This is a genomic window from Cyanobium sp. Cruz CV13-4-11, from assembly GCF_024346055.1.
GTDB lineage: Bacteria > Cyanobacteriota > Cyanobacteriia > PCC-6307 > Cyanobiaceae > Cyanobium.
In genome coordinates, this window is the sequence record NZ_JAGQCH010000013.1 from 39,434 (window position 1) to 65,622 (window position 26,189).

Genomic DNA, 26,189 nt, shown 5'->3' on the forward strand with positions numbered 1-26,189 from the left:
CCTGCCACCACCACCACGGAGGGCACCATGGCCCAGCTATCTCCCATCACCCCCGGCGAGCTCCTGCGCGAGGAGTTCCTGGAGCCTATGGGTCTCACCAGCTACCGCCTGGCCAAAGAGATTGGCGTCCCCCTCACCCGGGTCGTGGCGATCCTCAGAGGCGACCGCGCCATCACCCCCGATACCGACCTGCGGCTGTGCCGTTTCTTCGGGCTCAGCGAGGGCTACTGGCTCCGGGTCCAGGCCCTCCATGACCTGGAGGTGCAGCGCCGCGAGATCGCCGACCAACTGGAAGGGATCCATCCTTACCAGCCGGCGCCGGCCTGAGCCTGCCGTTCATCCTGTCGGCCCCGGCACCCACCCCCAGCTGCGCCGCTCCATGGCCTCCTTCAGCAACGCCATCGGCACCCCGCCACGGCTGTACCGGGCCGTCATCGACCTGGAGGTGTGACCCAGGATCTGCTCGATCATCCTCTGCTCAGCTCCGGCGTCCACCAACTGCTGGGCTACGTAATGTCGGGAGGAATGGAACACCGCTGAGCGGTCCTCGATGCCGGCCTGGCCTCGGAGCAGCTTCCCCAGCCGGACGGACGCGTAATGGCTCAGCCGTGGATCCGTAGCCGGCGGCGGTGGCTCAGGGAATAGCAGGCCAGGCCCCTGCTGCAGCACCCAATCGGCGAACCCCTCGGTGATCAGCACTTCCGGCATCGGCAGCAGGCGGGCGCTGCTGTCGTTCTTCAGCCGCCGGTCAGTGGTCGGCTGGATCGCCACCACCCAGAACCCTTCGGCCTGCTGAACGTCCTCCCGCCGTAGCCCCGCCAGCTCCTCGAGACGTGCGCCGAGGGCCAGGCCAAGGGGGAATGCCCAGCGATCCAGGGGGCGACCGCCACCCTGCTGCCGGCTGACCCGCCACAGCGTCCCCGCCTCGGCCTCGGTGAAGGGTCGCCGCTCACGCCGAACGCCGGTGGCATCCCTCAGGCCGCGGCCAGCCAGGCGCTCAAGCACCCCACCCTGCAGTGGCACCCCATCCCCGGCGGCGGCGGCCAACACCGCCCGCACCAGGGCCAGCTTCCGCTTCGCCGTGCTCGCCGTGCCCCCCTCCAGCAGGGCATCCCGCCAACCGGCGACCTCTGCAGCTGTCAGCTGCTCCAGCAGGTTGTGGCCGGAGTGCTGGGCCAGCTCCTGCAGCCGGGCCGCGGCATCCAGCTGGGATTTCTGCGCCGGCTGCCGCAGCCTCACCCACCGCTCCAGGGCCGTCTCGAAGGTGAGCCGCCCCCCGCCACCATGCGATCCATTCCCCACCGGCGGGGGTGGGAAGGCGGGCAGGGGATCGGGCAACCGGCCGGCCTCGATCTCGGCCACTTGTCGGCTCAGGTGCACCGCCGTGGTCACCAGCCGCAGGGCCACCGCCTGCACTTCGGCCGCGGCCACCGTCAGCCCCAGGGCCTTCAGCTGCTGGCGGGCCTCCTTGATCCAGCTGCTGATCCCCTGCCGGCACCGGGCCACAGTCTCCGCCAGGTGGGCCAGCGCCGCCTCGGGGGTCATCTCGCCGTAGAGCACTTCCGCGTCCTGGTGCCAGAAGCTGGGGTGCGGGATGGTCTCGATCCTCTGCGTCATGCGCCGCACCACCTCCACCACGTCGGAATCCCTGGCCACCACCGGGGGCGCTTGCCACTCCTCACCCAGGGGGAAGGGCAGCACGATCTGGAGCTCGTCGAGGGCCAGCAGCACGGCCTGGGCCTCCATGGCGTCGAAGCCCGTTTCCCGGGTTTGCGGTGGGGCCAGCGCAGCCCACCGGCCGGCCACCCCCAACTGCTCCTGGGCCGAGAGCTTGGGCAGGGCCTCAGCGCCAGCCAGGGCGGCTTCTGCCTGGCCGTGGATCAGGTCATAGGCCCGCCTGAACTCCCTGCTCCCAGGGGCCCCGCTGAGCCGAGCGGTGAAGGTCGAGCGGCCGATGGAGGCCCGCAGCTCCGGCGGCACCCGGCGCTTGTAGTAGGCCAGCTTGGCCGCCCCGCGCAGCACCAGGTAGGGCAGGCTCAAGGCAGCCGCCGGAGGGCTATGTGGAGAACTGCTCTGCACCCAACGCTGCACCCAAAGCTGCACCCAGCCTATGCCTGACTACCCTTGAGACGACTGGGATCTCAGTGCTGGCAAGCGAACTAATGTGAGACCATGGAGAATAGGGGACTCGAACCCCTGACCTCTGCGGTGCGATCGCAGCGCTCTACCAGCTGAGCTAATTCCCCTTCGATCGCCATTATCGCCATCCCGTCCCCCTTCCCGGCCGCCACCTTGGTTGATTCCAGCCTGTCCATCACCCCCGAACGGCTCGCGGCCTTCGACGACGCGTCCATCGCCGAACTCGCCCGTCGCCTCGAGGACGACGACTACCCCACACCGTTCGCTGGCCTCGCCGATTGGCACCTGCTGCGGGCCCTGGCCATCCACCGCCCCGACCTGATCCAGCCCTACGTCCATCTGGTGGATCAGGAACCCTTCGATGAGGAGTGAGGAGGGCGCTGAGGAGCGGCGTGTGGATCTGACGGGGGCCTCCAAAGTCCCAGCCGCCCCCGCCGACCCCCTCGCCGGGCGCCGGGTGCTGGTGCTGATCAGCGGCAGCATCGCCGCCGTCAAGCTGCCGCAGCTGGTCAGTGCGCTCGTGCAGCGGGGGGCCCAGGTGCGCTGCGTGCTCAGCCCCAGCGCCGAGCGTCTGGTGAGCGCGGTCGCCCTGGCCAGCCTCAGCCGTGCCCCCTGCCACGTCGAGTCCGACCAGTGGAGCCACCGGGCGGCCCGGCCCCTGCACATCGAGCTGGCCGAGTGGGCCGAGGTGGTGCTGCTGGCCCCCCTCAGCGCCACCAGCCTGGCCCGCTGGGTGCATGGCCTGGCCGACACCCTGCTGGCCAGCACCCTGATCGCCTGCGAGGCCCCCGTGCTGGCCGCCCCCGCCATGAACAGCGCCATGTGGGCCGCCCCGGCGGTGCGCCGCAACTGGCGGGAGCTGCAGGGCTGGGAGCGGGTGCTGCCCCTGGAGCCGGGCAGCGGCCTGCTGGCCTGTGACCGGGTCGGTGATGGGCGCATGGCCGCCCTGGAGCTGCTGCTGCTGGCCCTGGAGTCGCTGCTGCTGGCCGGTTGCCGCCGCGACTGGCGGGGGCGCCGCCTGCTGGTGAGCGCGGGCCCCACCCGGGAGCCCCTGGATCCGGCCCGCTGCCTCACCAACCCCAGCACCGGCCGCATGGGCGTGCTGCTGGCCCAGGCCGCCCGCCTGCGCGGCGCCAGCGTTGACCTGGTGCATGGTCCCCTCGCGGTCACGCCGGAGTGGCTGGAGGGGCTGCACTGCCATCCCGTCGCCACGGCTGCGGCGATGCAGGCGGCCCTGGAGCGGCTGCAGGGCGGCGCCGATGCCATCGCCATGGCCGCCGCCGTTGCCGACCACCGGCGCCGAGCCCCGGAGCCCACCAAGCTCCCCAAGCAGGCCCTGGCGGACGCGCTGCGCAGCGAATGGGAGCCGGTGCCCGATCTGCTGGCGGGCCTGGTGCAACGCCGTCCGCCGGCTCAGGCGATCCTGGGGTTCGCGGCCCAGAGCGGTGAGCTGCTGGAGCAGGCACGGGTCAAGTTCGCCCGCAAGGGCTGCGACCTTCTGTTCGCCAATCCGATCGACCGCGCTGGCGCGGGGTTTGGGGCGGCCAGCAACGAGGGCTGGCTGCTCGGCCCGGGGGAGCGGCAACGCCACGTTGGCCCCATGGGGAAACTGGCCCTTGCCCACGACCTGCTCACGGCGCTGGCCGAGGCGATGGCGCTCAGGGCTCCGGTTCGGGCGCCAGCAGATCCATGAACGTGCGCAACTGCAGCCGCGGGATGTAGGGCCAGCCGCCGCTGCTTTCCATCTCGGAGAGCAGGGTGAACAGGCCGTTGCGGTCGCTGGGCAGGCTGTTGCGGAAGGGGCCGTCCTGGATGCTGCGGTGCAGATGTTCGATGCGACGCAGCAGGTCGAGCAGGGCTTCGGGCTCCTGGGCGCGCTGTTCGGCGATCCGGAGCAGGGCGTCGAGGGGCTCCTGCAGGTCGGGGGCGGCCGGTGCTGGGGGCGGCGGCGCCAAGGGCGTGGAGTCGTCGATCGGGTGGGTGCGGCTCAGGGACATCGTCCTCTCATACAGGTTGTTGAGAGCCCACGCAAGCCGCCTGGAATGGGCGTTTTGCACCGGTAGGATCCCGGCCAGCCCAGTTCCCGTTTCGTCTCTGCGGCTTCTCCCCATGCGTTTCCGTCCCCTGCTGGCCCTCGTGCTGGCTCTGTGCCTGACCCTGGTGTCCGCATGCAGCGGCGGGGCCAAGGCCGTTGATCGGGCCAACCTCACCTACGAAGACATCCACAACACCGGTCTGGCCAACGATTGCCCGACCCTGCCCGACTCCGCCCGCGGCACGATCTCCCTGGATCCCTCGGCCCGCTACCAGTTGAAGGAGATCTGCATGCACCCCTCCGAGGTGTTCGTGAAGGGGGAGCCGGCCAACAAGCGCCAGGAAGCCCAGTTCGTCGCCGGCAAGATCCTCACCCGCTTCACCTCCAGCCTTGATCAGGTCTATGGCGACCTCGCCGTGACAGCGGATGGCCTCAGCTTCAAGGAGCTCGGTGGCATCGACTTCCAGCCGATCACCGTGCTGCTGCCCGGTGGAGAGGAAGTTCCCTTCACCTTCTCCAGCAAGGAGCTGTTGGCCTCCTCCGATGGCACGTCGTTCTCCACCAGCACCGATCTGAAGGGCAAGTACCGCGCCCCCAGCTACCGCACCAGCAACTTCCTCGATCCCAAGGGCCGGGGCCTGACCACCGGCTACAGCAGTGCTGTGGGCCTGGTCCCCGCCGGTGATGAGTTCACCGGTGAAACCGTCAAGCGCTACGTGGATGGCACCGGCACCATGGACCTCTCGATCACCAAGGTGGATCCAAGCACCGGGGAATTCGCCGGGGTGTTCACCGCCATTCAGCCCTCGGATACCGACATGGGCACCAAGGACGTCGTCGACGTCAAGATCACCGGCGAGATCTTCGGTCGTCTCGAGCAGATCTGATCGCGCCGGCCTGGGGCTCTCCCTGCCATCAGCCGTTCAGCGAAGGGGCCTCAGGGCCCCTTTTTCAGGGCCGAACGCCGGTCTGGGAGGATGGCACCGATCCCCCGTAACGCCCCGGCCCGTCGCCATGACGCTCGCCCATAACGCCCCTCACTCCGACCTGATCGCCCCCCATGGCGGCACTCTCGTCGATCTGATGGTGCCCACCGACCAGCAGGAGGGGATGCGGGCCGCTGTGGACCGGGTGGTCGACTGCAGCCATCGCAACGCCTGCGACGTGGAGCTGCTGATCGTGGGTGGCTTCTCGCCCCTGCGCGGCTTCATGCACCAGGAGGACTACGAGGCGGTGGTGGCGGGCCACCGCACCACCAGCGGTCTGCTGTTCGGCCTGCCGATCGTCTTCGACACCGACGACGCCTCCATCGCCGTGGGCGAGCGGCTGCTGCTCACCTACCAGGGGCAGGACCTGGCCGTGCTCACCGTGGAAAGCCGCTGGGAGCCGGACAAGGTGGTCGAGGCCAAGGGCTGCTACGGCACCACCTCCCTGGAGCACCCGGCGGTGCGCATGATCGCCACCGAGCGGGGCCGCTTCTACCTGGGCGGACGCCTCCAAGGTCTGGCTCTGCCGCAGCGGGTGTTCCCCTGCAGCACACCCGCCGAGGTGCGCGCCACCCTGCCGGCGGGCGAGGACGTGGTGGCTTTCCAGTGCCGCAACCCCATCCACCGGGCCCACTACGAACTGTTCACCCGGGCGCTTGAGGCGCCCAACGTGAGCAAGGGCGCGGTGGTGCTGGTGCACCCCACCTGCGGCCCCACCCAGGAGGACGACATCGCCGGCGAGGTGCGCTTCGCCACCTATGAGCGCCTGGCGGCCGAGGTGGCCAACCCCCGCATCCGCTGGGCCTACCTTCCCTACGCGATGCACATGGCCGGCCCGCGCGAGGCCCTGCAGCACATGATCATCCGCAAGAACTACGGCTGCACCCACTTCATCATCGGCCGCGACATGGCGGGCTGCAAATCGTCCCTGAGCGGGGACGACTTCTACGGCCCCTACGAGGCCCAGGACTTCGCCCGCGACCAGGCCACCGAGCTGGGCATGGAAACGGTGCCGTCCCTCAACCTCGTTTACACCGAGGAGGAGGGCTACGTCACCGCCGAGCATGCCCAGGCCCGGGGGCTGCACATCCGCAAGCTGAGCGGCACCCAGTTCCGCCAGATGCTGCGCGGCGGTGAGGAGATCCCGGAATGGTTCGCCTTCCGTAGCGTGGTGGAGGTGCTCAGGGCCGCGGCCTGAGCCCCGTCCGACCGCGGACGCCGATTAACATTCTGTTACTTTCATTCTCACACAGGAGACAGGGTCGTGAAGAAACGCTGGCGCAATGCGGGGCTCTACGTGCTCCTGGTGATCGTGATGATCGCGGTGGGCACCGCCTTCCTGGAGCGCCCTGACCCGGCACGGGCCCCCCGCACCCTGCGATACAGCGATTTCGTCGAGGCCGTGCAGTCCAACGAGATCTCCCGGGTGCTGATCTCCCCCGACCGGGGTACTGCCCAGGTGGTGGAGAACGACGGCCAGCGCGCCGTGGTGAACCTGGCCCCCGACAAGGACCTGCTCAAGCTGCTCACCGACCACAACGTCGACATCGCCGTGCAGCCCAACCGGGAGCCGGCGGCCTGGCAGCAGGCGATCGGCAGCCTGATCTTCCCGCTGCTGTTGCTTGGCGGCCTGTTCTTTCTGTTGCGCCGCGCCCAGGGCGGCGGCGGTAACCAGGCCATGAACTTCGGCAAGAGCAAGGCTCGGGTCCAGATGGAGCCCCAGACCCAGGTCACCTTCGGCGATGTGGCCGGCATCGAGGGCGCCAAGCTCGAACTCACCGAGGTGGTCGACTTCCTCAAGAACCCTGACCGCTTCACGGCGGTGGGGGCCAAGATCCCCAAGGGTGTGCTGCTGGTGGGCCCCCCCGGCACCGGCAAGACCCTGCTGGCCAAGGCGGTGGCCGGTGAGGCGGGTGTGCCGTTCTTCTCGATCTCCGGTTCGGAGTTCGTCGAGATGTTCGTGGGTGTCGGCGCCAGCCGGGTCCGCGACCTGTTCGAGCAGGCCAAGAAGAACGCCCCCTGCATCGTCTTCATCGATGAGATCGACGCCGTGGGCCGCCAGCGCGGCGCCGGCCTCGGTGGCGGCAACGACGAACGGGAGCAGACCCTCAACCAGCTGCTCACCGAGATGGACGGCTTCGAGGGCAACACCGGCATCATCATCGTGGCCGCCACCAACCGTCCCGACGTGCTCGATTCGGCCCTGATGCGTCCCGGCCGCTTCGATCGCCAGGTGGTGGTCGATCGTCCCGACTACGCCGGCCGGCTCCAGATCCTCGGCGTCCATGCCCGCGGCAAGACCCTCGCCAAGGACGTGGACCTCGACAAGGTGGCCCGCCGCACCCCTGGCTTCACCGGTGCCGACCTGGCCAACCTGCTCAATGAGGCGGCGATTCTGGCGGCCCGCCATCAGCTCACCGAAATTTCGATGGATGAGGTCAACGACGCCATCGAGCGGGTGATGGCCGGCCCTGAGAAGAAGGACCGGGTGATGAGCGAGCGCCGCAAGCGGTTGGTGGCCTACCACGAGTCCGGCCACGCCCTGGTGGGGGCCCTGATGCCCGATTACGACCCTGTCCAGAAGATCAGCATCATTCCCCGCGGCCAGGCCGGCGGTCTCACCTTCTTCACCCCCAGCGAAGAGCGGATGGAGTCGGGCCTGTACTCCCGCTCCTACCTGCAGAACCAGATGGCGGTCGCCCTCGGCGGCCGCGTCGCCGAGGAGATCGTCTACGGCGAGGACGAAGTCACCACCGGGGCCTCCAACGACCTCCAGCAGGTGGCCCGTGTGGCCCGCCAGATGGTGACCCGCTTCGGCATGAGCGACCGCCTCGGCCCGGTGGCCCTCGGCCGTGCCCAGGGCGGCATGTTCCTCGGCCGCGACATCGCCGCCGAGCGGGATTTCTCCGAAGACACCGCCGCCGCCATCGATGAGGAGGTCTCCCAGCTGGTGGCGGACGCCTACCGCCGGGCCACCGACGTGCTGCTCGCCAACCGGGCCGTGCTCGATGAGCTGGCCGAGATCCTGGTGGAGAAGGAGACGGTGGATGCCGAGGAGCTCCAGGAGTTGCTCATCTCCCGCAACGTCACGGTGGCGGCCTACGTCTAGGTCTCCTTCCGCGTCCCTGATCCAGTCGCTGCACCACCAGCCCCTGCTGGTGGTGCTTCGCCATCGGCAGCCCTCCCTGCTGGTGCCCCAGCTCGAGCAGCTGCGTGATCTGGGGGTGCGGCACATTGAGATCGCCTGGGGCCCCGGCGCCGACTGGATCGCCCAGTGCCAGCAGCTGATCGCCAGCTTTCCGGATCTGCGTCTGGGGGCCGCCTCGATCTGCGGCGAAGCCGCCCTGGAGGCGGCGCTGGAGGCCGGTTTTTCCTATGGCGTCTCCCCCATCCTCGACGGGGCCCTGCTGGCGAGGTCGGCCGCGGCCGGCTTCACCCTGGTGCCTGGCGTGATGACACCCACGGAGGTGAACCGGGCCCGCTCCCTGGGCTGCGCCATCGTCAAGCTGTTCCCGGCCGCCACGCTGGGGATCGGCTACTGGCGGCGCCTGATGGATCCCCTGGGGGCTCCACTGCCCTTCTGCATTGCCGCCGGCGGACTGAGCCCGGGCGATGTTCTCCCCTGGCTGCAGGCCGGGGTCGATGCCGTCGCCCTGGGGGCCTCCCTGGCCCCCCTGGATGCGGAACCCCTGCGCCAGCTGCTGGCCGCGCTGCCAGAGCGGCCCTGATCAGCCGATCACCAGAGGCTGCACTGGCCCTGTTGGCGCAGCAGGTGATCGGCCAGCACCAGGGCCACCATCGCTTCCACCATCGGCACGGCCCGCGGCAGCACGCAGGGATCGTGTCGTCCCTTCGCCGCCAGGGTGGTGGCGGCGCCGGAGGCGTCGATGGTCTGCTGCTCCTTGCGGATCGTGGCGGTGGGCTTGAAGGCCACCCGCAGCCGGATCTCCTCGCCGTTGCTGATGCCCCCCTGGATGCCGCCCGAGTTGTTGGTGGCGGTGCGCAGGCGGCCGTCCTCGCTGGGCAGGAAGGCATCGTTGTGCTCGCTGCCCCGCAGCAGCGTGCCGCCGAAGCCGGAACCGATCTCGAAGCCCTTGGTGGCCGGCAGGGACATCAGCGCCTTGGCCAGATCCGCCTCCAGCTTGTCGAACACGGGCATGCCCAGACCCACCGGTGGCCGCCGCACCAGGCATTCGATCACGCCACCGCAGGAATCGCCATCCCGGCCGATCGCCTCGATCCGCTCGATCATCCGCTCCGCCGTGGCGCCATCGGGGCAGCGCACGATGTTGGCCTCCACCGCCTCCAGGCTCACGGTGGCCGGATCGATGCTGGCCTCGATCGTGTGGATGCGCTTCACCCAGGCGATCACCTCGGTGCCGTGGGCCTTCGCCAGTAGCTGCTTGGCGATGGCGCCGGCCGCCACCCGCCCGATCGTTTCCCGGGCCGAGGCCCGGCCGCCGCCGCTGCGGGCCTGGATGCCGTACTTGGCCTGATAGGTGGCGTCGGCGTGGGAGGGACGGAAGGCCACCTCCATCTCCCGGTAGTCATGGGGGCGCTGGTCCCTGTTGCGCACCACCATGGCGATCGGCGTGCCGAGGGTGACACCATCGAGGACGCCGCTGAGCACCTCGACCCGGTCGTCTTCCTTGCGGGGGGTGGTGATCTTGCTCTGGCCGGGTTTGCGGCGGTCGAGCTCCGCCTGGATGGCCTCCAGATCGAGCGACAGCCGCGGCGGGCAGCCATCGACGATCACCCCCACGCCACCGCCGTGGGATTCACCGAAGGTGCTGATGCGGAAGAGGTGGCCGAAGCTGCTGCCCATGGCGTCCTTTGACTGGCGCGAGACTACGAAGCGGTGGTGGTGAAGTGATCAGGCCTTTCGGGCCCTGACCTCCAGGATGGTGGGGCCCATCCAGAAACTGCCGGGATCGGCCCGGCTCGCTTTGATCTCGAGCCTGGCCGCCTCGGCATCATCCGGGCTCCAGAGCCCCAGGGCCTGGAGCTTGGGGCCGTACAGCGTCACGAACATCTCCAGCCAGCGGGCCGGCCATTCGCCCGCCCGCCCCAGCACCGGCAGCGGCTGCAGATCCTCGATCACGAACCCCCTGGCTGCGAGCAGGGAGGGCAGCCGGCGGCTGATGTCCGGGTCGCCGCAGGCCTGCCGGAAGCTGCCTTGCACGGCCCGGCTGAAGCGGGCGATGGCCTTGCCGTGGGGATGGAGGCCAAAGGTGTCCCAGTGGACGTATTCGTGGAACAGCACCCGGCCGCCCGCGGCCAGGCAGCGCCGCAACGGATCGAGCAGGGGTTCGACCTCCGGCAGGAACATCGCCACCCAGCGGCACCAGACGAGGTCGAAGGCGCCGGCGGGCAGGGGATCGCGCAGCAGGTCATGGCAACGCATCTCCAGCTGGCCCAGGCCAGCCTCCAGGGCCAGGCGCTGGCCATGCTCCACATAGGCCGGGTTCTGCTCCAGAGCCAGCACCTGGCCGGTGGGGCCCACGATCCTGGCGAGATCCTGGGCCACGAAGCCCGGGCCGGCGCCCAGGTCGATCACCCGCTCCCCCGGGCTGAGCGCGGTCCGCCCCAGGGCCGCCAGCAGGATGGGGCGCCAGAGGTCGTGCTGCAGCCGGAGCCGGTCCAGTTCCACGGCATCGTTTCCCAGCACGTAGGTGTCGTTGCTGGTGGCTGGGGCCTGGGGATCCGGCGCAGTCAGGCGGGCTGGCGATTGCTGCCATCGAGCTTGCCAGACGCCATCGGGGCCGAAGCCTGGAGCCAACAAAAAACCCCCTGCGCAGGCAGGGGGTTCGGAGGCGATCAAGGTAGGACCAGGATCAGGACATCAGGGGGATTCCAGAGAACCGGGGTGAACCGGATCAGCCGATGGCCGGGGCGGTCAGGGCCACGGGAGTGGCGCTGGCGGCCGCCAGGTCGAGCGGGAAGTTGTGCGCATTGCGCTCGTGCATCACTTCCATGCCGAGGCCGGCACGGTTGAGCACGTCGGCCCAAGTGTTGATCACCCGGCCCTGGCCATCCAGGATGGACTGGTTGAAGTTGAAGCCGTTCAGGTTGAAGGCCATCGTGCTCACGCCCAGGGCGGTGAACCAGATGCCGACCACCGGCCAGGCCGCCAGGAAGAAGTGGAGGCTGCGGCTGTTGTTGAACGAGGCGTATTGGAAGATCAGGCGACCGAAGTAACCGTGGGCAGCCACGATGTTGTAGGTCTCTTCCTCTTGGCCGAACTTGTAGCCGTAGTTCTGGGACTCGCTCTCGGTGGTTTCACGCACTAGGGAGGAGGTCACCAGCGAACCGTGCATGGCGGAGAACAGGGAGCCGCCGAACACACCCGCCACACCCAGCATGTGGAAGGGGTGCATCAGGATGTTGTGCTCAGCCTGGAACACCAGCATGTAGTTGAAGGTGCCGCTGATGCCGAGGGGCATGCCGTCGGAGAAAGAACCCTGGCCAAAGGGGTAGATCAGGAACACGGCGCTGGCGGCCGCCACGGGAGCGGAGTAGGCGACGCAGATCCAGGGGCGCATGCCCAGGCGGTAGGAGAGTTCCCACTCGCGGCCCATGTAGGCGAAGACGCCGATCAGGAAGTGGAAGACCACAAGCTGGTAGGGGCCACCGTTGTACAGCCACTCGTCGAGGCTGGCGGCTTCCCAGATGGGGTAGAAGTGCAGGCCGATGGCGTTGCTGGAAGGAACAACGGCGCCGGAGATGATGTTGTTGCCGTACATCAGGGAGCCGGCGACGGGCTCACGGATGCCGTCGATGTCGACGGGGGGCGCCGCGATGAAAGCGACGATGAAGCAGATGGTGGCAGCCAGCAGGGTGGGGATCATCAGCACACCGAACCAACCGACATAAAGACGGTTGTTGGTGGAGGTGACCCACTCACAGAACTGGTTCCACACTGAAGCGCCGGAGCGCTGCTGGAGAGTGGCGGTCATGAGTGCGAAAGAAGGTAACACCAGGCAGACGCGATAACGCCGATCCGGTGAGAGAGGTAGAGGCGGAATCCCACCTGCGGTGACTGTAACAGAGTGTTGCGGAGTGTGAGTGGCGCCTTCATGAAGAAAATCTGTGCTTCTGCCCGGCGTGGGGCGGGACCCGGCCGCCAGCGGCCAGGACAAGCTTGTTAGCGTCCGGAAACCCCCTCGAGCTGCGCCAGCCGTGAGCGACCAACGGGTGCTGCTGGTGCGGCTGCCCTGCAATCCGATCTTTCCGATCGGCCCGATCTACCTGGCCGATCACCTGCACAAGTGTTTCCCCGGCCTGCCCCAGCGCATCCTGGATCTGGCGGCCGTGCCCCTGCTCGATGTCCAGCGGGTGCTGATGGAGGTGGTGGACCAGTTCCGCCCCACCCTGCTGGTGTTCTCCTGGCGGGACATTCAGATCTATGCGCCGGTGGATGGCCGGGGCGGCAATCCGCTGCAGAACTCCTTTGAGGTGTTCTATTCCTCCAGTCCCCTCAAGCGCCTGCGCGGGGCGCTGGGCGGACTGCGGCTGATGGGCTCCTATTACGGAGAGCTGTGGCGCAACCTGCGACTGGTGCGCCGCGGTCTGCGGCGCGCCAGTCGGCACAGCCCCGGGGCCCGGGTGGTGATCGGTGGCGGGGCCGTGAGCGTCTTTTATGAGCAGCTGGGCCGCGGCCTGCCCACCGGTTCCGTTGTGTCGGTGGGGGAGGGGGAAGGGCTGCTGGAGAAGCTGATCCGCGGCCAGTCGCTGCAGGCGGAGCGTTGTTATGTGGTGGGGGAGGTTCCCCGTCCAGGCCTGATCCACGAGCAGCCGGCGGGCCTGGAGAAAACCGCCTGCGACTACGACTACATCGCTTCGATCTGGCCCCAGCTGAACTGGTACCTCGACGGCGGCGACTTCTACGTCGGGGTCCAGACCAAACGCGGCTGCCCCCACAACTGCTGCTACTGCGTTTACACGGTGGTGGAGGGCAAGGCCGTGCGCGTCAACCCCATCGACGAGGTGGTGCGAGAGATGCGCCAGTTGTACGACCGCGGCGTGCGGGGCTTCTGGTTCACCGATGCCCAGTTCATCCCGGCCAGGCGCTACATCGACGATGCCAAGCAGTTGCTGCGGGCCATTCAGGCCGAGGGACTGAGGGACATCCGTTGGGCCGCCTACATCCGTGCCGACAACCTGGACGCCGAGCTGGCCGAACTGATGGTGGCCACAGGGATGAGTTACTTCGAGATCGGCATCACCTCGGGGTCCCAGGAGCTCGTCCGCAAGATGCGCATGGGCTACAACCTGCGCACGGTGCTGGAGAACTGCCGCCTGCTGGCGGCGGCCGGCTTCCACGAGCATGTCTCCGTCAACTATTCGTTCAATGTGATCGATGAGCGGCCCGAGACCATCCGCCAGACGATCGCCTACCACCGGGAACTGGAGCGCATCTTCGGCGCCGACAAGGTGGAGCCGGCCATTTTCTTCATCGGCCTCCAGCCCCACACCCACCTGGAGCAGTACGCCTTCGACCAGGGGATGCTCAAGCCCGGCTACGACCCGATGAGCCTGATGCCCTGGACCGCCCGCCAGCTGCTCTGGAACCCCGAGCCGATGGGTCGGGTGTTCGGCCGGATCTGCCTTGAGGCCTTTGAGCGCAACCCGGCCGACTTCGGCCGCACCGTGATGGACCTGCTGGAGCGGGACTTCGGCAGCGCTCCCCTTGAGGAGGCCTTGCGGGCTCCGGTGGAGGGGAGGGCGGCGCTGGCCACGGCTGTGCGCTGAACGGCCCTGCCCCGCTTGAAGCTGCCGGACCTTAATAGGCGCTTAAGCCTCGTGGTTGCAATTGTGACCGTTTCGTGACGCTCTCCGTCCCTGGGCCAGCGCTGCTAGGATTGACACAACTACATCTTCGGCTATGCCAACCGTAAACACAAGCCCTCAGCTCAGAGGCGCCATTCAGGCGGTCACTGGTGCCGATCCAGTCATTACTCTAAATGGAAGCACTGCTGATCAGTACTCCGTCCTCACGCTGGGACAGAGAAGCAGCTTCGTGCCGAAAGCATCCCGGTATAATGGTTATACAATTCAGGGTACATCAAGCGTTCTGGCAAATTCAGCAAAGCTTGTTAATACTCGCATCTATCAACAAAATGTCGATAGCGCCTTTGCGCCCGGAATCGTAAAAAATCTCACATTAAATTATACCTCGTCTGGCGCCGCCGATAACGGCGCCCTGCTCAGCGTCTCCTCAACGGCCGCCCGTTCGATCACGCTGGAGAATGTCCTGATCACCGGTGTCCACAGGGGTTGGAATGGCAACGGCAACCTCTACATGTCGTTGCGCAGCTTCAATGCCGCAGCTCCGCTCAACACATCGCTGACCCTGACTGGTGTCAGAGCCAACCTCACTGGTCAGGGTGGCTTCCTCGGCACCACCGGAGGTTCTGCTTTCCTGCATAGCTGGAACAACAATGGCCCTGTAACCATCTCCAGCAGCACCTTCGATGAAGCAGGTTACGCCAGCTCCTTCAACTTCCTCACCTTCGGATCGACTGTCGCTGGTAACTACACCCTCACCGGCAACACCTTCTTCCGCTCCTCCAACGACACAGTGCGTCCCGAGGGCAACCGTCTCGGCAGCGTCGTAGCCAATCTCACGGACAACATCTTCCAGGATGGCTCCTACCTCGATCTCTACGGCAATGTTGGTTCGGTTACCCTCCATGACAACACATTTGCCACGATCGCAGGGGGCTACGGCATCCGTGTCAACGATCCCGTCCTCGGCACGCCCACCCTTTCGGGCACCAACGTGTTCACCGGTGCTGGCCTGGCCCTGAAATTCGTGAAGGCCACGGCAGGTTCCACCTCCCTCGCGGGGGCAGTCACGGTGAATGGCTCCAGCTTTTCCAACCTGATTGCCGGCGGCCAGGCTGCCGACACGATCACGGGGACTGCCGCCAACGACTGGATCAGTGGCGATGATGGCGCTGACAGCATCAGCGGCCTCGCCGGCGATGATTTTATTCTGGGTGGGGCTGGCAATGACACGTTGATCGGAGGATTGGGTGCAGATATGCTCACCGGTGGATCTGGAAATGATCAATTCCAATGGGCTACTGGTGATGGAACAGACACTATCACTGATTTCAGCACTACGGAGGACCAAATTGCGCTCATTGATATCTTTAACAATACATCTCCAGGTAGCACTCTGGCTGCAGCTGATTACGCTACCGTCGTCGACAACACTTTCATTACAATAGCAGATAGTAATAAAGTCATCGAGCGTACCCAAGGGGTATCCACTTTAGAATTCACCAGCTTTACGCTGGCAGGTTTGACAAATGCTTATTTGCTCGGGTACAATTCAACAGTGAGCAATGCGCAGCTTTATTTTGATAATGACTGGGGAGATACTGCAGGCCGTCAATTAGTCGCAAACTTTACCAACTTGACGTCTGGTCCACTGACTAATGCTTTCACCAATTCAAATTTCATTGCTGTCTAAGTCTGCTTAAGTTTGCTCCACCGAACCTGGCCCGCTCTACCAGCGGGCCCTTTTTTATGGCGCGCTTTCGCAGCCACTGGCATTCGCCTCCCAGAGTCCGCCGCTCAAGCCTACAGCGAAAACTTCTTTTCCTGCCGCCCTGCTTTCACCGTACGCGATATGGTGATCTTGGAGCGCGGCTTCTACTGGCGCCTGCTCACCGCCCTGGTGTAGCGTCCCCTCGGCTGGGCTAAGCAACAGTTCCTGCGTCGTTAAGGAATAAGGATATTGCGTAGAGTGCTGACGAGTCTGGTTAAGGTTTTTTCAGAAGTGTGGCTTCTGATGAGGGGACTCCCCTGGGGCTCCCGTAAAGAAATTCCAGCGTCTCTCATTTTTCCTAACTCGTCAGCCTCCGGTGTCATGACTCAGTTCATCAGGATCGGCAGCAACGATTACTTCAATCTGCGTTTGGCCATCATGGCTGCCACCACGGGTGTCCTCACCGGGCAGACGATCGACATCGGCGAAGTCTGTACGACATTCGCAGCTCCGCCACCTCCTTCACTCCGATCCCGGACCAGACCCAGCTTCGCAATCCCAACACCTTCGCCCGTTTCGGGACCAAGACTCTCACCTTCACAGGCTGCAGTAGTGGCAACAATCACACGCGCAATACCATCATCACCGGCAACGCCCGGATCTACACCGCTCAAAGCGACAGAAGTTCCGGCGTTCCTGTCGGGATCACAATCAATAACCTTCGACTATCCTACGGCGAGACGTTCAATGCCTACACGTCCCCAAATGGAAGCGGCTACACCCTCCAGTCGGGAGTCGCGAGGTCTACACGAGTGGCGGCCTGAGTGGCATCACCAACAGAATCGGTACCGTCTCCCTCGATCGTGTGACCTTTGCCGGTGTGCACAGCGGCGCTGTTGGAACCGGGGAAGGAGCGCCGTTCGGTAACTACATGGATGTGGCTGTCTCCACCAGCCTCACGTTCAACAACATCAACGCAGCTCTCACCGGTCAGGGAGGCGGCAGCTTTTTCGCCAACAACCCCACCACCTATGGATCGGCCTTCCTGCTGGCCAATGGTCCCCAGATCACAGTCACCAATTCACCATTCGATGAAGCCGGCTATCGCAACGCCCTGTCCCTGTGGGGGGCCAGTGGCTTCGGCATCGTCGTACGCGACGGTCAGACGCCCGTCAAACTGGCCAACCTCATCATCTCGGGCAACTTCTTCTTCGACGGCGGCCTGGCCGTGGTGAACGCAATCTCCGCCAACAACTCCGCACTTAGCTTTGGCTCCAATACCGTCAACGACGTTGCGTTCGACACCCTCACCGGTGGGGCCAGCGCCGACGCCTTCGTGTTCGCCAAGCTTGGTGCGGCCGACACGATCACCGATGACAGCGGTACCGGGGGACAGGGGGATCAGATCTGGCTCGATGATGCCGCCTTCACCGGCCTCTCCACTGTGTTGGGCCCCACCACTTATCTCAAGCAACTCGCCTCTGGCGATTTCAGCTCGGCCTTCGACCCCGGCAAGCGCATCATCTACAACGGCAATGCCCTCTGGTACGACGCCGCCGGCCTCGCCCGCCCCGCAGGACAGCAACATTCTGATCTTCTGAGGCCCAACCGGCTTCCCCGTCCCGGGCTCTACGGGCCCAGGACGGGATTCAGGCGCTCCACCAACGGCGCCGGGTCAGCAGCAACATCGTCAGGCCCAGCCAGCCCAGCAGGCCGCCGATCGGGTTCACCGCCGGATCCCCGGGGCCCGCGAGCCAGGCCGGGGCCGAAGGAGAAAGATTCAGGAGCCCGGCCTGTAGCAGGAACCAGCCCCCCACCAGGCCACCGTGCAGTCCCACGGCTCCCCAGAGCACGCCGCCGTCGGCCCGGCGCTGCAGTGCCAGCGCCAGACCCAGCAGCACCAGTCCCCCCAGGAGTCCCGCCGCACCGGCCACCGGCAGCCGGTACCAGGGATGCACAAGGGCAAACACCAGCGCCTGCACCGTCAGGGCCCGGTTGGTCCCCAGATGGCGGCCCAGTTCGCCCTGGAGCCAGCCCCGGAACAGCAGTTCCTCGGCGAAGCCCACCCCCGCCCCCAGGGCCAGGGCATTGGCGGCGGCTCCGCCGCTCAGCACCCCGGCCCAGCGGGCGCTGCCCGTGGCCAGCAGCACGACGCTCACCAGCCCCAGCAGCAGCAGGGCCTTGAGCAGGCCGCGAACCAGGGCCCGCAGCACCGCCGGGGTCGGGGCCACCAGGCCCAGCTGGAGCCAGGGGTGATCGATCCCCCAGGCCCGCCGCAGCCGCACCGGCAGGGTGAGCAGCAGCAGCACCAGGGCCAGGACCGCTCCGGCCAGATTCACCTGGTCACCCCGCCAGGTGGGGTGCACCAGGGCCAGGGGGCGACTGGCCAGCCAGCCGCCGCCATAGAGGAGGGGCACGTAGAGCACGGTGCCCACCCAGGTGGGTTGCCGGCCACCGCTGCCGCCCGCCGTCACTCAGCTCTCCGGCTCGATCGTGCTGCTGAGGCCCTTGGCCTTGAGGCTCTCGCTGTAGAACTCAGCGGGCTCAATGTCGCAGACGATCACCAGGCCCACGCCGGTGTTGTGGGTTTCGAGCATCACGGCGATCGCATCCTGCTCACTGAGGCTCGGCACCACCTGCTGCAGGGTGAGCACCACGTATTCCATGGTGTTGACCGGATCGTTGTGCAGCAGCACCTTGTAGCGGGGTGATGTCTTGCGTACCCGCTCCGGGGCCTTGTCCAGCACGGCGGCGCCGCCGGGGGTCTGGCCGGGGGTGGCCGAGCCGATGGGGCCGTGCTCGAAGGCGGCTAGCCGCACCTCTCTGGAGGTTGGGGCGGCGCAGTGAAGGAGGCTTGTATGCACGCTGGAGCCGTTCACGGTTACAAAGGGAGTGGTGAGGCGCGGACAGTGGCCGGCGCGGCTGATGCTGAGCCGCGCAACCAACCTGCGGGCGGCAACCCACTTGGCCGCTGGAACAGGCTCGGCCAAGTTTAGGGCCGATCTTCAGAGGGCACGCACCCGCCGCATCGCCTCCTCCACATTGGCGCGGCTGTTGAAGGCCGAGAGGCGGAAGTAACCCTCGCCGGCGGCACCGAAGCCGCTGCCGGGGGTGCCCACCACATGGGCCTTGGTCAGAAGGTGGTCGAAGAAGCCCCAGGAATCCAGTCCCTCAGGAGTTTTCAGCCACACATAGGGCGCCTGTTCGCCGCCATACACGCGGATGCCGGCCGCCGTGAGCTCCCGCCGGATCAGGGCGGCATTGTCCATGTAGAAGTCGATCAGGGCCTTCACCTGGGCCTGGCCCTCAGGTGAATACACCGCCTCGGCGCCGCGCTGCACGATGTAGCTCACGCCGTTGAACTTGGTGCACTGGCGCCGGTTCCATAGCCCCCACAGCTCCACCGCCTCGCCGTTGGCGGCCGTGCCCATCAGCCCCCGCGGCACCACGGTGAAGGCGCAGCGGGTGCCGGTGAAGCCGGCGTTCTTGGAGAAGGAGCGGAACTCGATCGCGCACTCGCGGGCGCCCTCGATTTCATAGATCGAATGGGGCAGGGAAGGGTCGCTGATGAAGGCCTCGTAGGCGGCATCAAACAGGATCAGGGCCTTGTGGGCGCGGGCATAGTTCACCCAGGCCTGCAGCTGCTCCTTCGTGGCCACCGCGCCGGTGGGGTTGTTGGGGAAGCAGAGATAGATCAGGTCCACCGGCTCAGTGGGGATCGGGGCGGTGAAGCCGTTGTCCGCCGTGATCGGCAAATAGGTAAGGCCGCCGTAGCGGCCGGTGGCGTCGGCCTCGCCGGTGCGGCCCGCCATCACGTTGCTGTCCACGTACACCGGGTAGACCGGATCGGTGACGGCGATGCGGTTGCCGGCCCCGAGGATGTCCAGGATGTTGCTGCTGTCGCACTTGGAGCCGTCGGAGACGAAAATCTCCTCGGCGCTCACCTGGCAGCCGCGGGCCTGGAAGTCGTGGCGGGCGATGGCTTCCCGCAGCCAGGCATAGCCCTGTTCGGGTCCGTAGCCGTGGAAGCCCTCCCGGGTACCCATGGCCTCGATGGCCTGCTTCATCGCCTCGCGGCAGGCCTCCGGCAGGGGTTCGGTGACGTCACCGATGCCCAGGCGGATCACGGGAGCCTCGGGATGGGCCTCGCTGAAGGCCTTGACGCGTCGGGCGATCTCGGGGAACAGATAGCCCGCCTTGAGCTTGAGATAGCTGTCGTTGACCTGAACCATGGGAGGGAAGCGGAAGGCGCGGCGGCTGGGCCCGGCGGCATCTTCCTATGGCGCGGTGCGGCCTGCCTACCATCGGTTTCCAGCCCGCAGGCCATGGCCTTGACCGTTGCGCCGATCGACTTCGCCGCGCTGGTGGACAGCAGCGTCTCCCGGCCGGCCCGCTACCTGGGCAACGAGCGGGGGGTGGAGCCCCGGGACTGGTCGGCGGCCCGGGTGCGCTGGGCGCTCACCTATCCGGAGGTCTACGAGGTCGGCGCCAGCAACCTCGGCCACGTGCTGCTCTACTCGATCCTCAATGCCGTCCCCGGCCAGCTCTGCGATCGGGCCTACCTGCCGGCCCCCGATCTGGCGGCCCGGCTGCGGGAGCGGGGCACGCCCCTGTTCGCGGTGGAAAGCCACCGGCCCCTGGCGGCCTTCGACATCCTCGGTTTCAGCCTCAGCTACGAGCTCGGCGGCACCAACATCCTCGAGATGCTGGATCTGGCCGGCCTCCCGATCCGCGCCGCCGACCGCGGCGACCTGCCCCTCGACGATCCGGCGGCCCCGCCGCTGATCTTTGCCGGCGGGCCCACCGCCACCGGCAACCCCGAGCCCTTCGCGCCGTTCTTCGATTTCCTGGCCCTGGGGGATGGGGAGGAGCTGCTGCCCGAGATCGGCCTGGTGGTGGCCGAGGGCCGGGCCGCCGGCCTGGGCCGGCGGGCCCTGCTGCGGGATCTGGCCGAGGTGCCGGGGGTCTACGTACCGGCCCTGTACGCGCCGGGGCCCGATGGGGTGAGCCTGCTGCCGCTGGAGCCGGGGCTGGCTCCCCGGATCCAGCGGCGCACCGCCACCCCCATGCCCCACTACGCCATGGGCCTGGTGCCCCACATCGAGACGGTCCACGACCGGCTCACCGTGGAGATCCGCCGCGGCTGCACCCGCGGCTGCCGCTTCTGCCAGCCGGGGATGCTGACGCGCCCGGCCCGGGATGTGGAGCCCGAGGCGGTCATCGAGGCGGTGGAGGAGGGGATGCTCCGCACCGGCTACAGCGACTTCTCCCTGCTGTCGCTCAGCTGCAGCGATTACCTGTCCCTGCCGGCGGTGGGGGTGGAGCTGCGCAACCGGCTGGCGGAGCACAACGTCAGCCTCACCCTGCCCAGCCAGCGGGTCGACCGCTTCGACAACTCCATCGCCCACATCCTTGGTGGCACCCGCCGGGCCGGGCTCACCTTCGCCCCCGAGGCCGGCACCCAGCGCCTGCGGGACATCGTCAACAAGGGACTCACGGATGCGGAACTGCTGCGCGGCATCCGCACCGCCATGGAGAACGGCTACAACCGCGTGAAGCTCTATTTCATGATCGGCCTGCCGGGCGAGACCGACGCCGACGTGCTCGGCATCGTCGACACCTGCCGGGGGCTGCAGCAACAGTGCCGCGATCTGGGCCGGCTGCAGCTCAACCTCACGATCAGCAACTTCACCCCCAAGCCCCACACGCCGTTCCAGTGGCACAGCGTGTCGACGGCGGAATTCCGGCGCCGGCAGCAGCTGCTGCGGGACGCCCTGCGGCCCCTTCGGGGGCTCAAGACGAACTTCACCGATGTGCGCCTGTCGGCGGTGGAGGATTTTGTGGGCCGGGGCGACCGGCGGCTGGCTCCGGTGATCGAGGCGGCCTGGCGGGCGGGAGCCGGGCTGGATGCCTGGTTCGAATCCGCCGATCGCACCCATGCCGCCTGGACCGGCGCCATCGAGGCGGCCGGTCTGGGCGGCTCCTACCGGGCCCTGGAGATGGGCGGCTGGAGCGCGGCGGAGGCCTTCGCCACGGGCGACCTCGAGGCCTTCTGCCGCCAGCCCCTGCCCTGGGACCACATCGATTCCGGCGTCGACAAGGTCTGGCTGGCCGAAGACCTGCTCCGGGCCCTGGCAGCGGCCGTGGTGCCGGATTGCTCCTTCGAGGGCTGCAGCAGCTGCGGCGTCTGTGGTCCTGAGCTGGGCCACAACGTGGTGATCCCGCCGCCCCCCGTGCCGCCGCCGATCCCGCCGCGCGTCCCGGCCAGCGAAAGGGTCTGCCGGCTGCGCTTCGGCTTCGCCAAGACCGGCTCCCTGGCCTTGATCAGCCACCTGGACACCCTGCGGCTGCTGGAGCGCGCCCTGCGCCGCAGCGCCTTGCCGGTGAGCTTCACGGGCGGATTCCACCCCCTGCCGCGGCTGCAGATGGCGCTGCCCCTGCCCCTGGGGGTGGAGGGACTGGGCGAGTGGCTCGACCTCGACTTCGCCGCCCCGGTCGATCCGGAGATGGCCCGCCAGCGCCTGCAGGCGGAACTCAGCGCCGAGCTGAGCTTGCTCTCGGTGCAGGCGGTGCCCCTGGAGACCCCCGGCCTGGCCCAGCAGATCCGTGCCGCCCACTGGCGGTTCGCCCTGCTTCCGGGCCCGGATCAGCCGGCTCCAGTACCGCAAGAGTGGTCGGCCGCCATCGCCGCCCTGCTGGAGGCCACCACCCTGCCCTGGCGGGACCAGGACAAGAAGGGGCGCCCCCGGGAGCGGGACTGCCGCCCCTACTTGCTGGCCCTGGGCCCAGCGCCGCTGGAAGCCGAGGGCCCTGGGCAGGCCGGGCTGGTGCTGGATCTGGAGGCGGCCGTGGACCCCCAGGGGCGCAGCCTGCGGCCCGAACAGCTGCGTCAGTGGCTGGGCGAGTCCCTCGGCCTGCCGCTGGTGCTCGGGGCGGTCCAGCGCCGTTGCCTCCGGCTGGACGCATGCTAAGTTCGCCTTAGACGGAGAAAGGAATCGCGGGGATCCTCCCTTTCGTCCTCCTCCGCCCAGACGCTTCTGCAACAGGGACGCTCTCTAGAAGCTCCTCGGCGAAAGCGCGATTTCAGTCAACATTGCTTGGTTCGATCTTCGTTGCTTCGCATCGGGAAGGGACGTCATCCCTTCCGCCACGCTGCCGGCCCGACGACGTCTTGGCTCCCCCTGCAGCCCCCTTGTCCAGGGGGCTGTACCAGGCAATCAATCGACTCCATTGTTACCGGGGTCGTTCTGTTCCTTTTCAGTGGCTGCGCGACCGCCACGGTCGGCGTCCGATTCCTTCCCCACACCTGCCCTTTGGCAGGGCTCCACTGAGCCCACCATCTCTTCCATGCCCCAGCAGATCGTCATCGCTGAGCAGTTGCGGATCGCCGCAGTGCTCAGCGACGAACGCGTTGATGAACTGATCGTCGCCCAGGGTCGTTATCAGATCGGTGACGTCTATCTCGGAACCGTTGAAAACGTGTTGCCCGGGATCGATGCGGCGTTCGTCAACATCGGAGAAAGCGAGAAGAACGGCTTCATTCACATCACCGACCTCGGTCCCCTGCGACTGAGGAAGGGGGGCGCTGGCATCACCGAGCTGCTCGAGCCCAGGCAGAAGGTGCTCGTCCAGGTGATGAAGGAGCCCACGGGCACCAAGGGGCCACGGCTCACCGGGAACCTCTCCCTGCCGGGCCGCTTCCTGGTGCTTCAGCCCCATGGCCAGGGGGTCAACATCTCCCGACGCATCAACGGCGAAAACGAGCGCAACCGGTTGCGGGCCCTCGGTGTGCTGATCAAGCCCCCCGGTGCCGGCCTGCTGATCCGCACCGAGGCCGAGGACGTCAGCGAAGACATGCTGATCGACGACCTCGAGGGTCTGCTGCGTCAGTGGGAGTCGATCCAGCAGGCCGCCGAGACGGCGGCGCCGCCGGTGCTGCTCAACCGCGATGAGGATTTCATCCACCGGGTCCTGCGCGACCTCTACAGCCCCGATGTGCTGCGGGTGGTGGTCGACAGCGCTGATGCGGTGGCGCGGGTCAACGCCTTCCTCGGCTCCGACCAGGCCAATCTCCTGGTGGAGCACCACAGCGAATCCACCGAGATCCTGGAGCACTACCGGGTCAACGCGGCCATCCGTGATGCCCTCAAGCCGCGGGTGGATCTCCCCTCCGGCGGCTACGTGATCATCGAGCCCACCGAGGCTCTGACGGTCATCGACGTCAACTCCGGCTCGTTCACCCGCTCGGCCAATGCCCGCGAGACGGTCCTGTGGACCAACTGCGAAGCGGCGGTGGAGATCGCCCGCCAGCTGAAGCTGCGCAACATCGGCGGCGTGGTGATCATTGACTTCATCGACATGGAGTCCCGCCGCGACCAACTGCAATTGCTGGAGCACTTCACCCAGGCCTCCCGCGACGACACCGCCCGTCCCCAGATTGCCCAGCTCACCGAGCTCGGCCTGGTGGAGCTGACCCGCAAACGCCAGGGCCAGAACATCTACGAACTGTTCGGCCGGGCCTGCCCCAGCTGTGGCGGCCTGGGTCATGTGGCCGTGCTGCCCGGCAAGGACACCCTCCAGCCCCTGGCCACGGTTTCGGGTCTGGTGCGCTCGGCGGCTTCGGCCCGGGCCGAAGTGGCCAGCCCCGCCAACGGAGGTGGTGAGGTCGGTGGCAGTGGCCGGCGACGGCGCGGTGGTCGTGGCGGCCGGGGCTCCGATGGGGCCGAGGCCCCGATGGCAAATGGGTTCGCCGACGGTGTTGGCAATGGCGCCCTCGCCGTGCCTTCCCCCCAGGAGACCATCCCCTCCTCCGAGGCGCCCCAACGTCGTCAGGAGCCCGAGGTGCTGGCCGTGCCGATGGACGCGGAGCAGGAGCTGGTCTACGGCTGGATGGGCCTGAGTCCGGCGCTGTTGCTGGATCCGATCCCCACGGGGGAGAGCCTGATGGTGCGCGTCGTTCGGCCGGATGCCGATCCGGAGGCCGTCATCGAGGAAGCCCGCCAGCAGCTGGCCGCCAGCGGCTCCCGTCGCCGCCGGCGCGGCAGGAACGGCGAGGGGCGCAATGGATCTGGCGAAGCCCCAGAGACCCCCGAGGCCTCCGACGCCTCCGACGCTTTCGAAGCTTCTGACTCCTCCGAGGCCCCTTATCACCACGAGGTGATTCCCATCCTGGAGATCACCCCGGCCCCGTTCGAGCCTGAAGCCGTCCCTGCGCCGGCTGAGCCCGTCGCCGTGGCGCTGCCCAGCCGCCGCTCCTCTGCCAGGTCCACACCGGTCGCGGCCCCTGTCCCGGTGGCCGCCTCCGCCGCGCCGCCTGCGGCCGAGGAGGCCCCCAGTGAGGCCGGCGAACCGCGCCGGCGCCGGCGCCGTTCCTCTGCCTCGGGCTGATCCTCCCGGCCAGGACACCCTCGGGCGCCCGGATGCCCCGGTCTGGGGAGGACTCGATCCCTCCGCCTGTGCCGGGGTGGACGAGGTGGGCCGGGGCAGCCTGTTCGGGCCGGTGTTTGCGGCGGCGGTGGTGCTGCCGGCGGCGGCCATCGGCCCCCTGGTAGCCGCGGGTCTGAACGACAGCAAGACCCTGTCTGCCAGACGCCGGCAGGCCCTGGTTCCCCTGCTGCGGCAGCACGCCCTGGCCTGGTCCCTGGGGCAGGCGAGCGCCAGTGAAATCGACCGCTGGGGTCTGCGCCTGGCCACCGAATGGGCCATGCTGCGGGCGCTGCAACGGCTGCCCCGGCCGCCCCGGCTGCTGCTGGTGGATGGGGTACTTTCCCTGAGGCCGTGGCCCGGACCCCAGACCACCCTGGTGCGGGGCGACGGCCGTTGCGCGGCGATCGCCGCCGCCAGCGTGCTGGCCAAGCAGGAAAGGGATGCCCTGCTGACCCGCCTGGCCCTGCGCCATCCCGGCTATGGCCTGGAGCGTCATGCCGGCTATGGGACGCCCCAGCACCGGGAGGCGATCCTGCGGCTGGGTCCCACCCCCCTGCACCGCCGCAGCTTTCTCAGCTCGATTGGCACCAACGCTGGAAATCCCCCAGCAGCTGCTGACTCACCCGGGTCCTGATGCCCAGCAGGATGCCGCCAAGCACCGAGCGGCCGGTGGCCTCCAGCACCTTGGGGGGGATCACCTTCAGCAGGGTGGGGCGGCTCACCGTGACCGAGAGGCTGGCTTCGCCGGTGAGGCCGCCGTCGGCCGCGGCAAGCCAGGAGCAGAGGCCGAGGCGGAAATCCTCCACCAGTCCCAGCCCCTCGAGCTGGCAGTCGAGGGCCTCCAGCTCCAGCCGACCGTTGCGGCGCACGACCTGAAGCTCCACCACGGGCTGGATCCGGAGCTGGAACACCTTCACCTGGCTCACCGTGTAGCGGTAGCGGCCCGGTCCGAGGGGTTCGAGCTGGCTCGGGTCGAGCAGGGCCTGTACCACCCGCTGCTCGTCGTCCAGATAGGCCGGCAGACGGTCCGCTTCGTTGACCACCGGAAGGTCAAGTTGCTGGCTGGCGCTGAAGGCCAGAGACATAGCCTGCAGGCCGGCAGGCC

At 67.6% G+C, this 26,189-nt stretch carries 22 protein-coding genes and 1 tRNA gene; 12 read left to right on the forward strand and 11 right to left on the reverse strand.

Annotated features, from left to right (window positions below; all coding sequences use genetic code 11):
* Window positions 1-27: 27 nt before the first annotated feature.
* Window positions 28-327, forward strand: a complete 300-nt coding sequence (locus KBZ12_RS10925; protein ID WP_254957992.1) for a HigA family addiction module antitoxin — start codon at window positions 28-30, stop codon at window positions 325-327.
* 9 nt (window positions 328-336) lie between these two features.
* On the opposite strand, the gene KBZ12_RS10930 is transcribed toward KBZ12_RS10925, so the two are convergent.
* Window positions 337-2,040, reverse strand: coding sequence for a tyrosine-type recombinase/integrase (locus KBZ12_RS10930; RefSeq protein WP_254957993.1), 1,704 nt, complete (start codon window positions 2,038-2,040; stop codon window positions 337-339).
* Between the two features lie 133 nt (window positions 2,041-2,173).
* Window positions 2,174-2,246: transfer RNA gene (locus tag KBZ12_RS10935), tRNA-Ala, on the reverse strand.
* 46 nt (window positions 2,247-2,292) lie between these two features.
* On the opposite strand from KBZ12_RS10935, the gene KBZ12_RS10940 reads away from it, so the two are divergent.
* Together KBZ12_RS10940 and coaBC are read left to right on the forward strand one after the other, a co-directional pair.
* On the forward strand, window positions 2,293-2,511 hold the full coding sequence (locus tag KBZ12_RS10940) for a DUF2555 domain-containing protein (RefSeq protein ID WP_254957994.1): 219 nt from the start codon (window positions 2,293-2,295) through the stop codon (window positions 2,509-2,511).
* Window positions 2,501-3,832: a bifunctional phosphopantothenoylcysteine decarboxylase/phosphopantothenate--cysteine ligase CoaBC gene (gene coaBC, locus KBZ12_RS10945; RefSeq protein ID WP_254957995.1), complete on the forward strand. Its 1,332-nt coding sequence runs from the start codon at window positions 2,501-2,503 to the stop codon at window positions 3,830-3,832. Before KBZ12_RS10940 ends, coaBC begins: the two co-directional genes overlap by 11 nt.
* On the opposite strand, the gene KBZ12_RS10950 is transcribed toward coaBC, so the two are convergent.
* Window positions 3,798-4,136: a hypothetical protein gene (locus KBZ12_RS10950; RefSeq protein ID WP_254957996.1), complete on the reverse strand. Its 339-nt coding sequence runs from the start codon at window positions 4,134-4,136 to the stop codon at window positions 3,798-3,800. The genes coaBC and KBZ12_RS10950 overlap by 35 nt on opposite strands.
* A gap of 112 nt (window positions 4,137-4,248) precedes the next feature.
* Between KBZ12_RS10950 and psbO the strand changes: the two genes are divergently transcribed.
* From psbO to KBZ12_RS10970, 4 genes are all read left to right on the forward strand, one after another.
* Entirely contained in the window at window positions 4,249-5,061 is an 813-nt protein-coding gene (gene psbO, locus KBZ12_RS10955; RefSeq protein WP_254957997.1) for a photosystem II manganese-stabilizing polypeptide, read from the forward strand.
* 127 nt (window positions 5,062-5,188) lie between these two features.
* Window positions 5,189-6,358, forward strand: a complete 1,170-nt coding sequence (gene sat, locus KBZ12_RS10960) for a sulfate adenylyltransferase (RefSeq protein WP_254957998.1) — start codon at window positions 5,189-5,191, stop codon at window positions 6,356-6,358.
* Between the two features lie 66 nt (window positions 6,359-6,424).
* Window positions 6,425-8,269, forward strand: a complete 1,845-nt coding sequence (ftsH3, locus tag KBZ12_RS10965) for an ATP-dependent zinc metalloprotease FtsH3 (RefSeq protein WP_254957999.1) — start codon at window positions 6,425-6,427, stop codon at window positions 8,267-8,269.
* On the forward strand, window positions 8,208-8,888 hold the full coding sequence (locus tag KBZ12_RS10970; protein WP_254958000.1) for a bifunctional 4-hydroxy-2-oxoglutarate aldolase/2-dehydro-3-deoxy-phosphogluconate aldolase: 681 nt from the start codon (window positions 8,208-8,210) through the stop codon (window positions 8,886-8,888). The genes ftsH3 and KBZ12_RS10970 overlap by 62 nt, the downstream gene beginning before the upstream one ends.
* 8 nt (window positions 8,889-8,896) lie before the next feature.
* Here KBZ12_RS10970 and aroC read toward each other — a convergent pair whose 3' ends face one another.
* The 3 genes from aroC to psbA form a co-directional block, all read right to left on the reverse strand.
* A complete protein-coding gene (gene aroC, locus KBZ12_RS10975) occupies window positions 8,897-9,985 on the reverse strand; it encodes a chorismate synthase (RefSeq protein WP_254958001.1) in 1,089 nt (362 codons plus the stop codon).
* A gap of 48 nt (window positions 9,986-10,033) precedes the next feature.
* Window positions 10,034-10,939, reverse strand: a complete 906-nt coding sequence (locus tag KBZ12_RS10980) for a methyltransferase domain-containing protein (protein WP_254958002.1) — start codon at window positions 10,937-10,939, stop codon at window positions 10,034-10,036.
* 97 nt (window positions 10,940-11,036) lie between these two features.
* Window positions 11,037-12,116 carry a photosystem II q(b) protein gene (psbA, locus tag KBZ12_RS10985; protein WP_254958003.1) on the reverse strand — a complete coding sequence of 360 codons (1,080 nt, stop codon included), beginning with the start codon at window positions 12,114-12,116 and terminating at the stop codon, window positions 11,037-11,039.
* Between the two features lie 223 nt (window positions 12,117-12,339).
* On the opposite strand from psbA, the gene KBZ12_RS10990 reads away from it, so the two are divergent.
* A complete protein-coding gene (locus KBZ12_RS10990) occupies window positions 12,340-13,911 on the forward strand; it encodes a photosystem II high light acclimation radical SAM protein (RefSeq protein WP_254958004.1) in 1,572 nt (523 codons plus the stop codon).
* Between the two features lie 268 nt (window positions 13,912-14,179).
* Entirely contained in the window at window positions 14,180-15,640 is a 1,461-nt protein-coding gene (locus tag KBZ12_RS18525) for a calcium-binding protein (RefSeq protein ID WP_315859421.1), read from the forward strand.
* 1,099 nt (window positions 15,641-16,739) lie between these two features.
* Here the strand turns inward: KBZ12_RS18525 and KBZ12_RS11000 are convergent.
* From KBZ12_RS11000 to KBZ12_RS11015, 4 genes are all read right to left on the reverse strand, one after another.
* Complete coding sequence (locus tag KBZ12_RS11000; RefSeq protein ID WP_254958005.1) at window positions 16,740-17,246, reverse strand: hypothetical protein; 507 nt, start codon at window positions 17,244-17,246, stop codon at window positions 16,740-16,742.
* 61 nt (window positions 17,247-17,307) lie between these two features.
* Window positions 17,308-18,132, reverse strand: a complete 825-nt coding sequence (locus KBZ12_RS11005; RefSeq protein ID WP_315859326.1) for a CPBP family intramembrane glutamic endopeptidase — start codon at window positions 18,130-18,132, stop codon at window positions 17,308-17,310.
* Window positions 18,133-18,447 carry an ATP-dependent Clp protease adapter ClpS gene (gene clpS / locus KBZ12_RS11010; RefSeq protein WP_254958035.1) on the reverse strand — a complete coding sequence of 105 codons (315 nt, stop codon included), beginning with the start codon at window positions 18,445-18,447 and terminating at the stop codon, window positions 18,133-18,135. It abuts the gene before it with no gap.
* 216 nt (window positions 18,448-18,663) lie between these two features.
* Window positions 18,664-19,890: an LL-diaminopimelate aminotransferase gene (locus KBZ12_RS11015; RefSeq protein ID WP_254958006.1), complete on the reverse strand. Its 1,227-nt coding sequence runs from the start codon at window positions 19,888-19,890 to the stop codon at window positions 18,664-18,666.
* Window positions 19,891-19,983: 93 nt separating this feature from the next.
* Here KBZ12_RS11015 and KBZ12_RS11020 point away from each other — a divergent pair, with 93 nt between their 5' ends.
* The 3 genes from KBZ12_RS11020 (at window position 19,984) to KBZ12_RS11030 (ending at window position 25,718) form a co-directional block, all read left to right on the forward strand.
* The gene (locus KBZ12_RS11020; protein WP_254958007.1) at window positions 19,984-22,629 is read left to right on the forward strand and encodes a TIGR03960 family B12-binding radical SAM protein; all 2,646 of its coding nucleotides are present in this window, start codon (window positions 19,984-19,986) and stop codon (window positions 22,627-22,629) included.
* A gap of 376 nt (window positions 22,630-23,005) precedes the next feature.
* A complete protein-coding gene (locus KBZ12_RS11025; protein ID WP_254958008.1) occupies window positions 23,006-25,045 on the forward strand; it encodes an Rne/Rng family ribonuclease in 2,040 nt (679 codons plus the stop codon).
* 76 nt (window positions 25,046-25,121) lie between these two features.
* Entirely contained in the window at window positions 25,122-25,718 is a 597-nt protein-coding gene (locus tag KBZ12_RS11030) for a ribonuclease HII (RefSeq protein WP_254958036.1), read from the forward strand.
* Here KBZ12_RS11030 and KBZ12_RS11035 read toward each other — a convergent pair.
* Window positions 25,657-26,169: a DUF1997 domain-containing protein gene (locus tag KBZ12_RS11035; RefSeq protein ID WP_254958009.1), complete on the reverse strand. Its 513-nt coding sequence runs from the start codon at window positions 26,167-26,169 to the stop codon at window positions 25,657-25,659. The two genes, KBZ12_RS11030 and KBZ12_RS11035, sit on opposite strands and share 62 nt — an antisense overlap.
* Between the last annotated feature and the right edge of the window lie 20 nt (window positions 26,170-26,189).

Coding starts and splice junctions, on each gene's coding strand:
- KBZ12_RS10925 (WP_254957992.1), top strand. CDS start 28: ATGGCCCAGCTATCTCCCATCACCCCCGGCGAGCTCCTGCGCGAGGAG.
- coaBC (WP_254957995.1), top strand. CDS start 2,501: ATGAGGAGTGAGGAGGGCGCTGAGGAGCGGCGTGTGGATCTGACGGGG.
- KBZ12_RS10950 (WP_254957996.1), bottom strand. CDS start 4,136: ATGTCCCTGAGCCGCACCCACCCGATCGACGACTCCACGCCCTTGGCG.
- psbO (WP_254957997.1), top strand. CDS start 4,249: ATGCGTTTCCGTCCCCTGCTGGCCCTCGTGCTGGCTCTGTGCCTGACC.
- sat (WP_254957998.1), top strand. CDS start 5,189: ATGACGCTCGCCCATAACGCCCCTCACTCCGACCTGATCGCCCCCCAT.
- KBZ12_RS10970 (WP_254958000.1), top strand. CDS start 8,208: ATGCCGAGGAGCTCCAGGAGTTGCTCATCTCCCGCAACGTCACGGTGG.
- aroC (WP_254958001.1), bottom strand. CDS start 9,985: ATGGGCAGCAGCTTCGGCCACCTCTTCCGCATCAGCACCTTCGGTGAA.
- psbA (WP_254958003.1), bottom strand. CDS start 12,116: ATGACCGCCACTCTCCAGCAGCGCTCCGGCGCTTCAGTGTGGAACCAG.
- KBZ12_RS11000 (WP_254958005.1), bottom strand. CDS start 17,246: ATGTTGCTGTCCTGCGGGGCGGGCGAGGCCGGCGGCGTCGTACCAGAG.
- KBZ12_RS11015 (WP_254958006.1), bottom strand. CDS start 19,890: ATGGTTCAGGTCAACGACAGCTATCTCAAGCTCAAGGCGGGCTATCTG.
- KBZ12_RS11020 (WP_254958007.1), top strand. CDS start 19,984: ATGGCCTTGACCGTTGCGCCGATCGACTTCGCCGCGCTGGTGGACAGC.
- KBZ12_RS11025 (WP_254958008.1), top strand. CDS start 23,006: ATGCCCCAGCAGATCGTCATCGCTGAGCAGTTGCGGATCGCCGCAGTG.
- KBZ12_RS11035 (WP_254958009.1), bottom strand. CDS start 26,169: ATGTCTCTGGCCTTCAGCGCCAGCCAGCAACTTGACCTTCCGGTGGTC.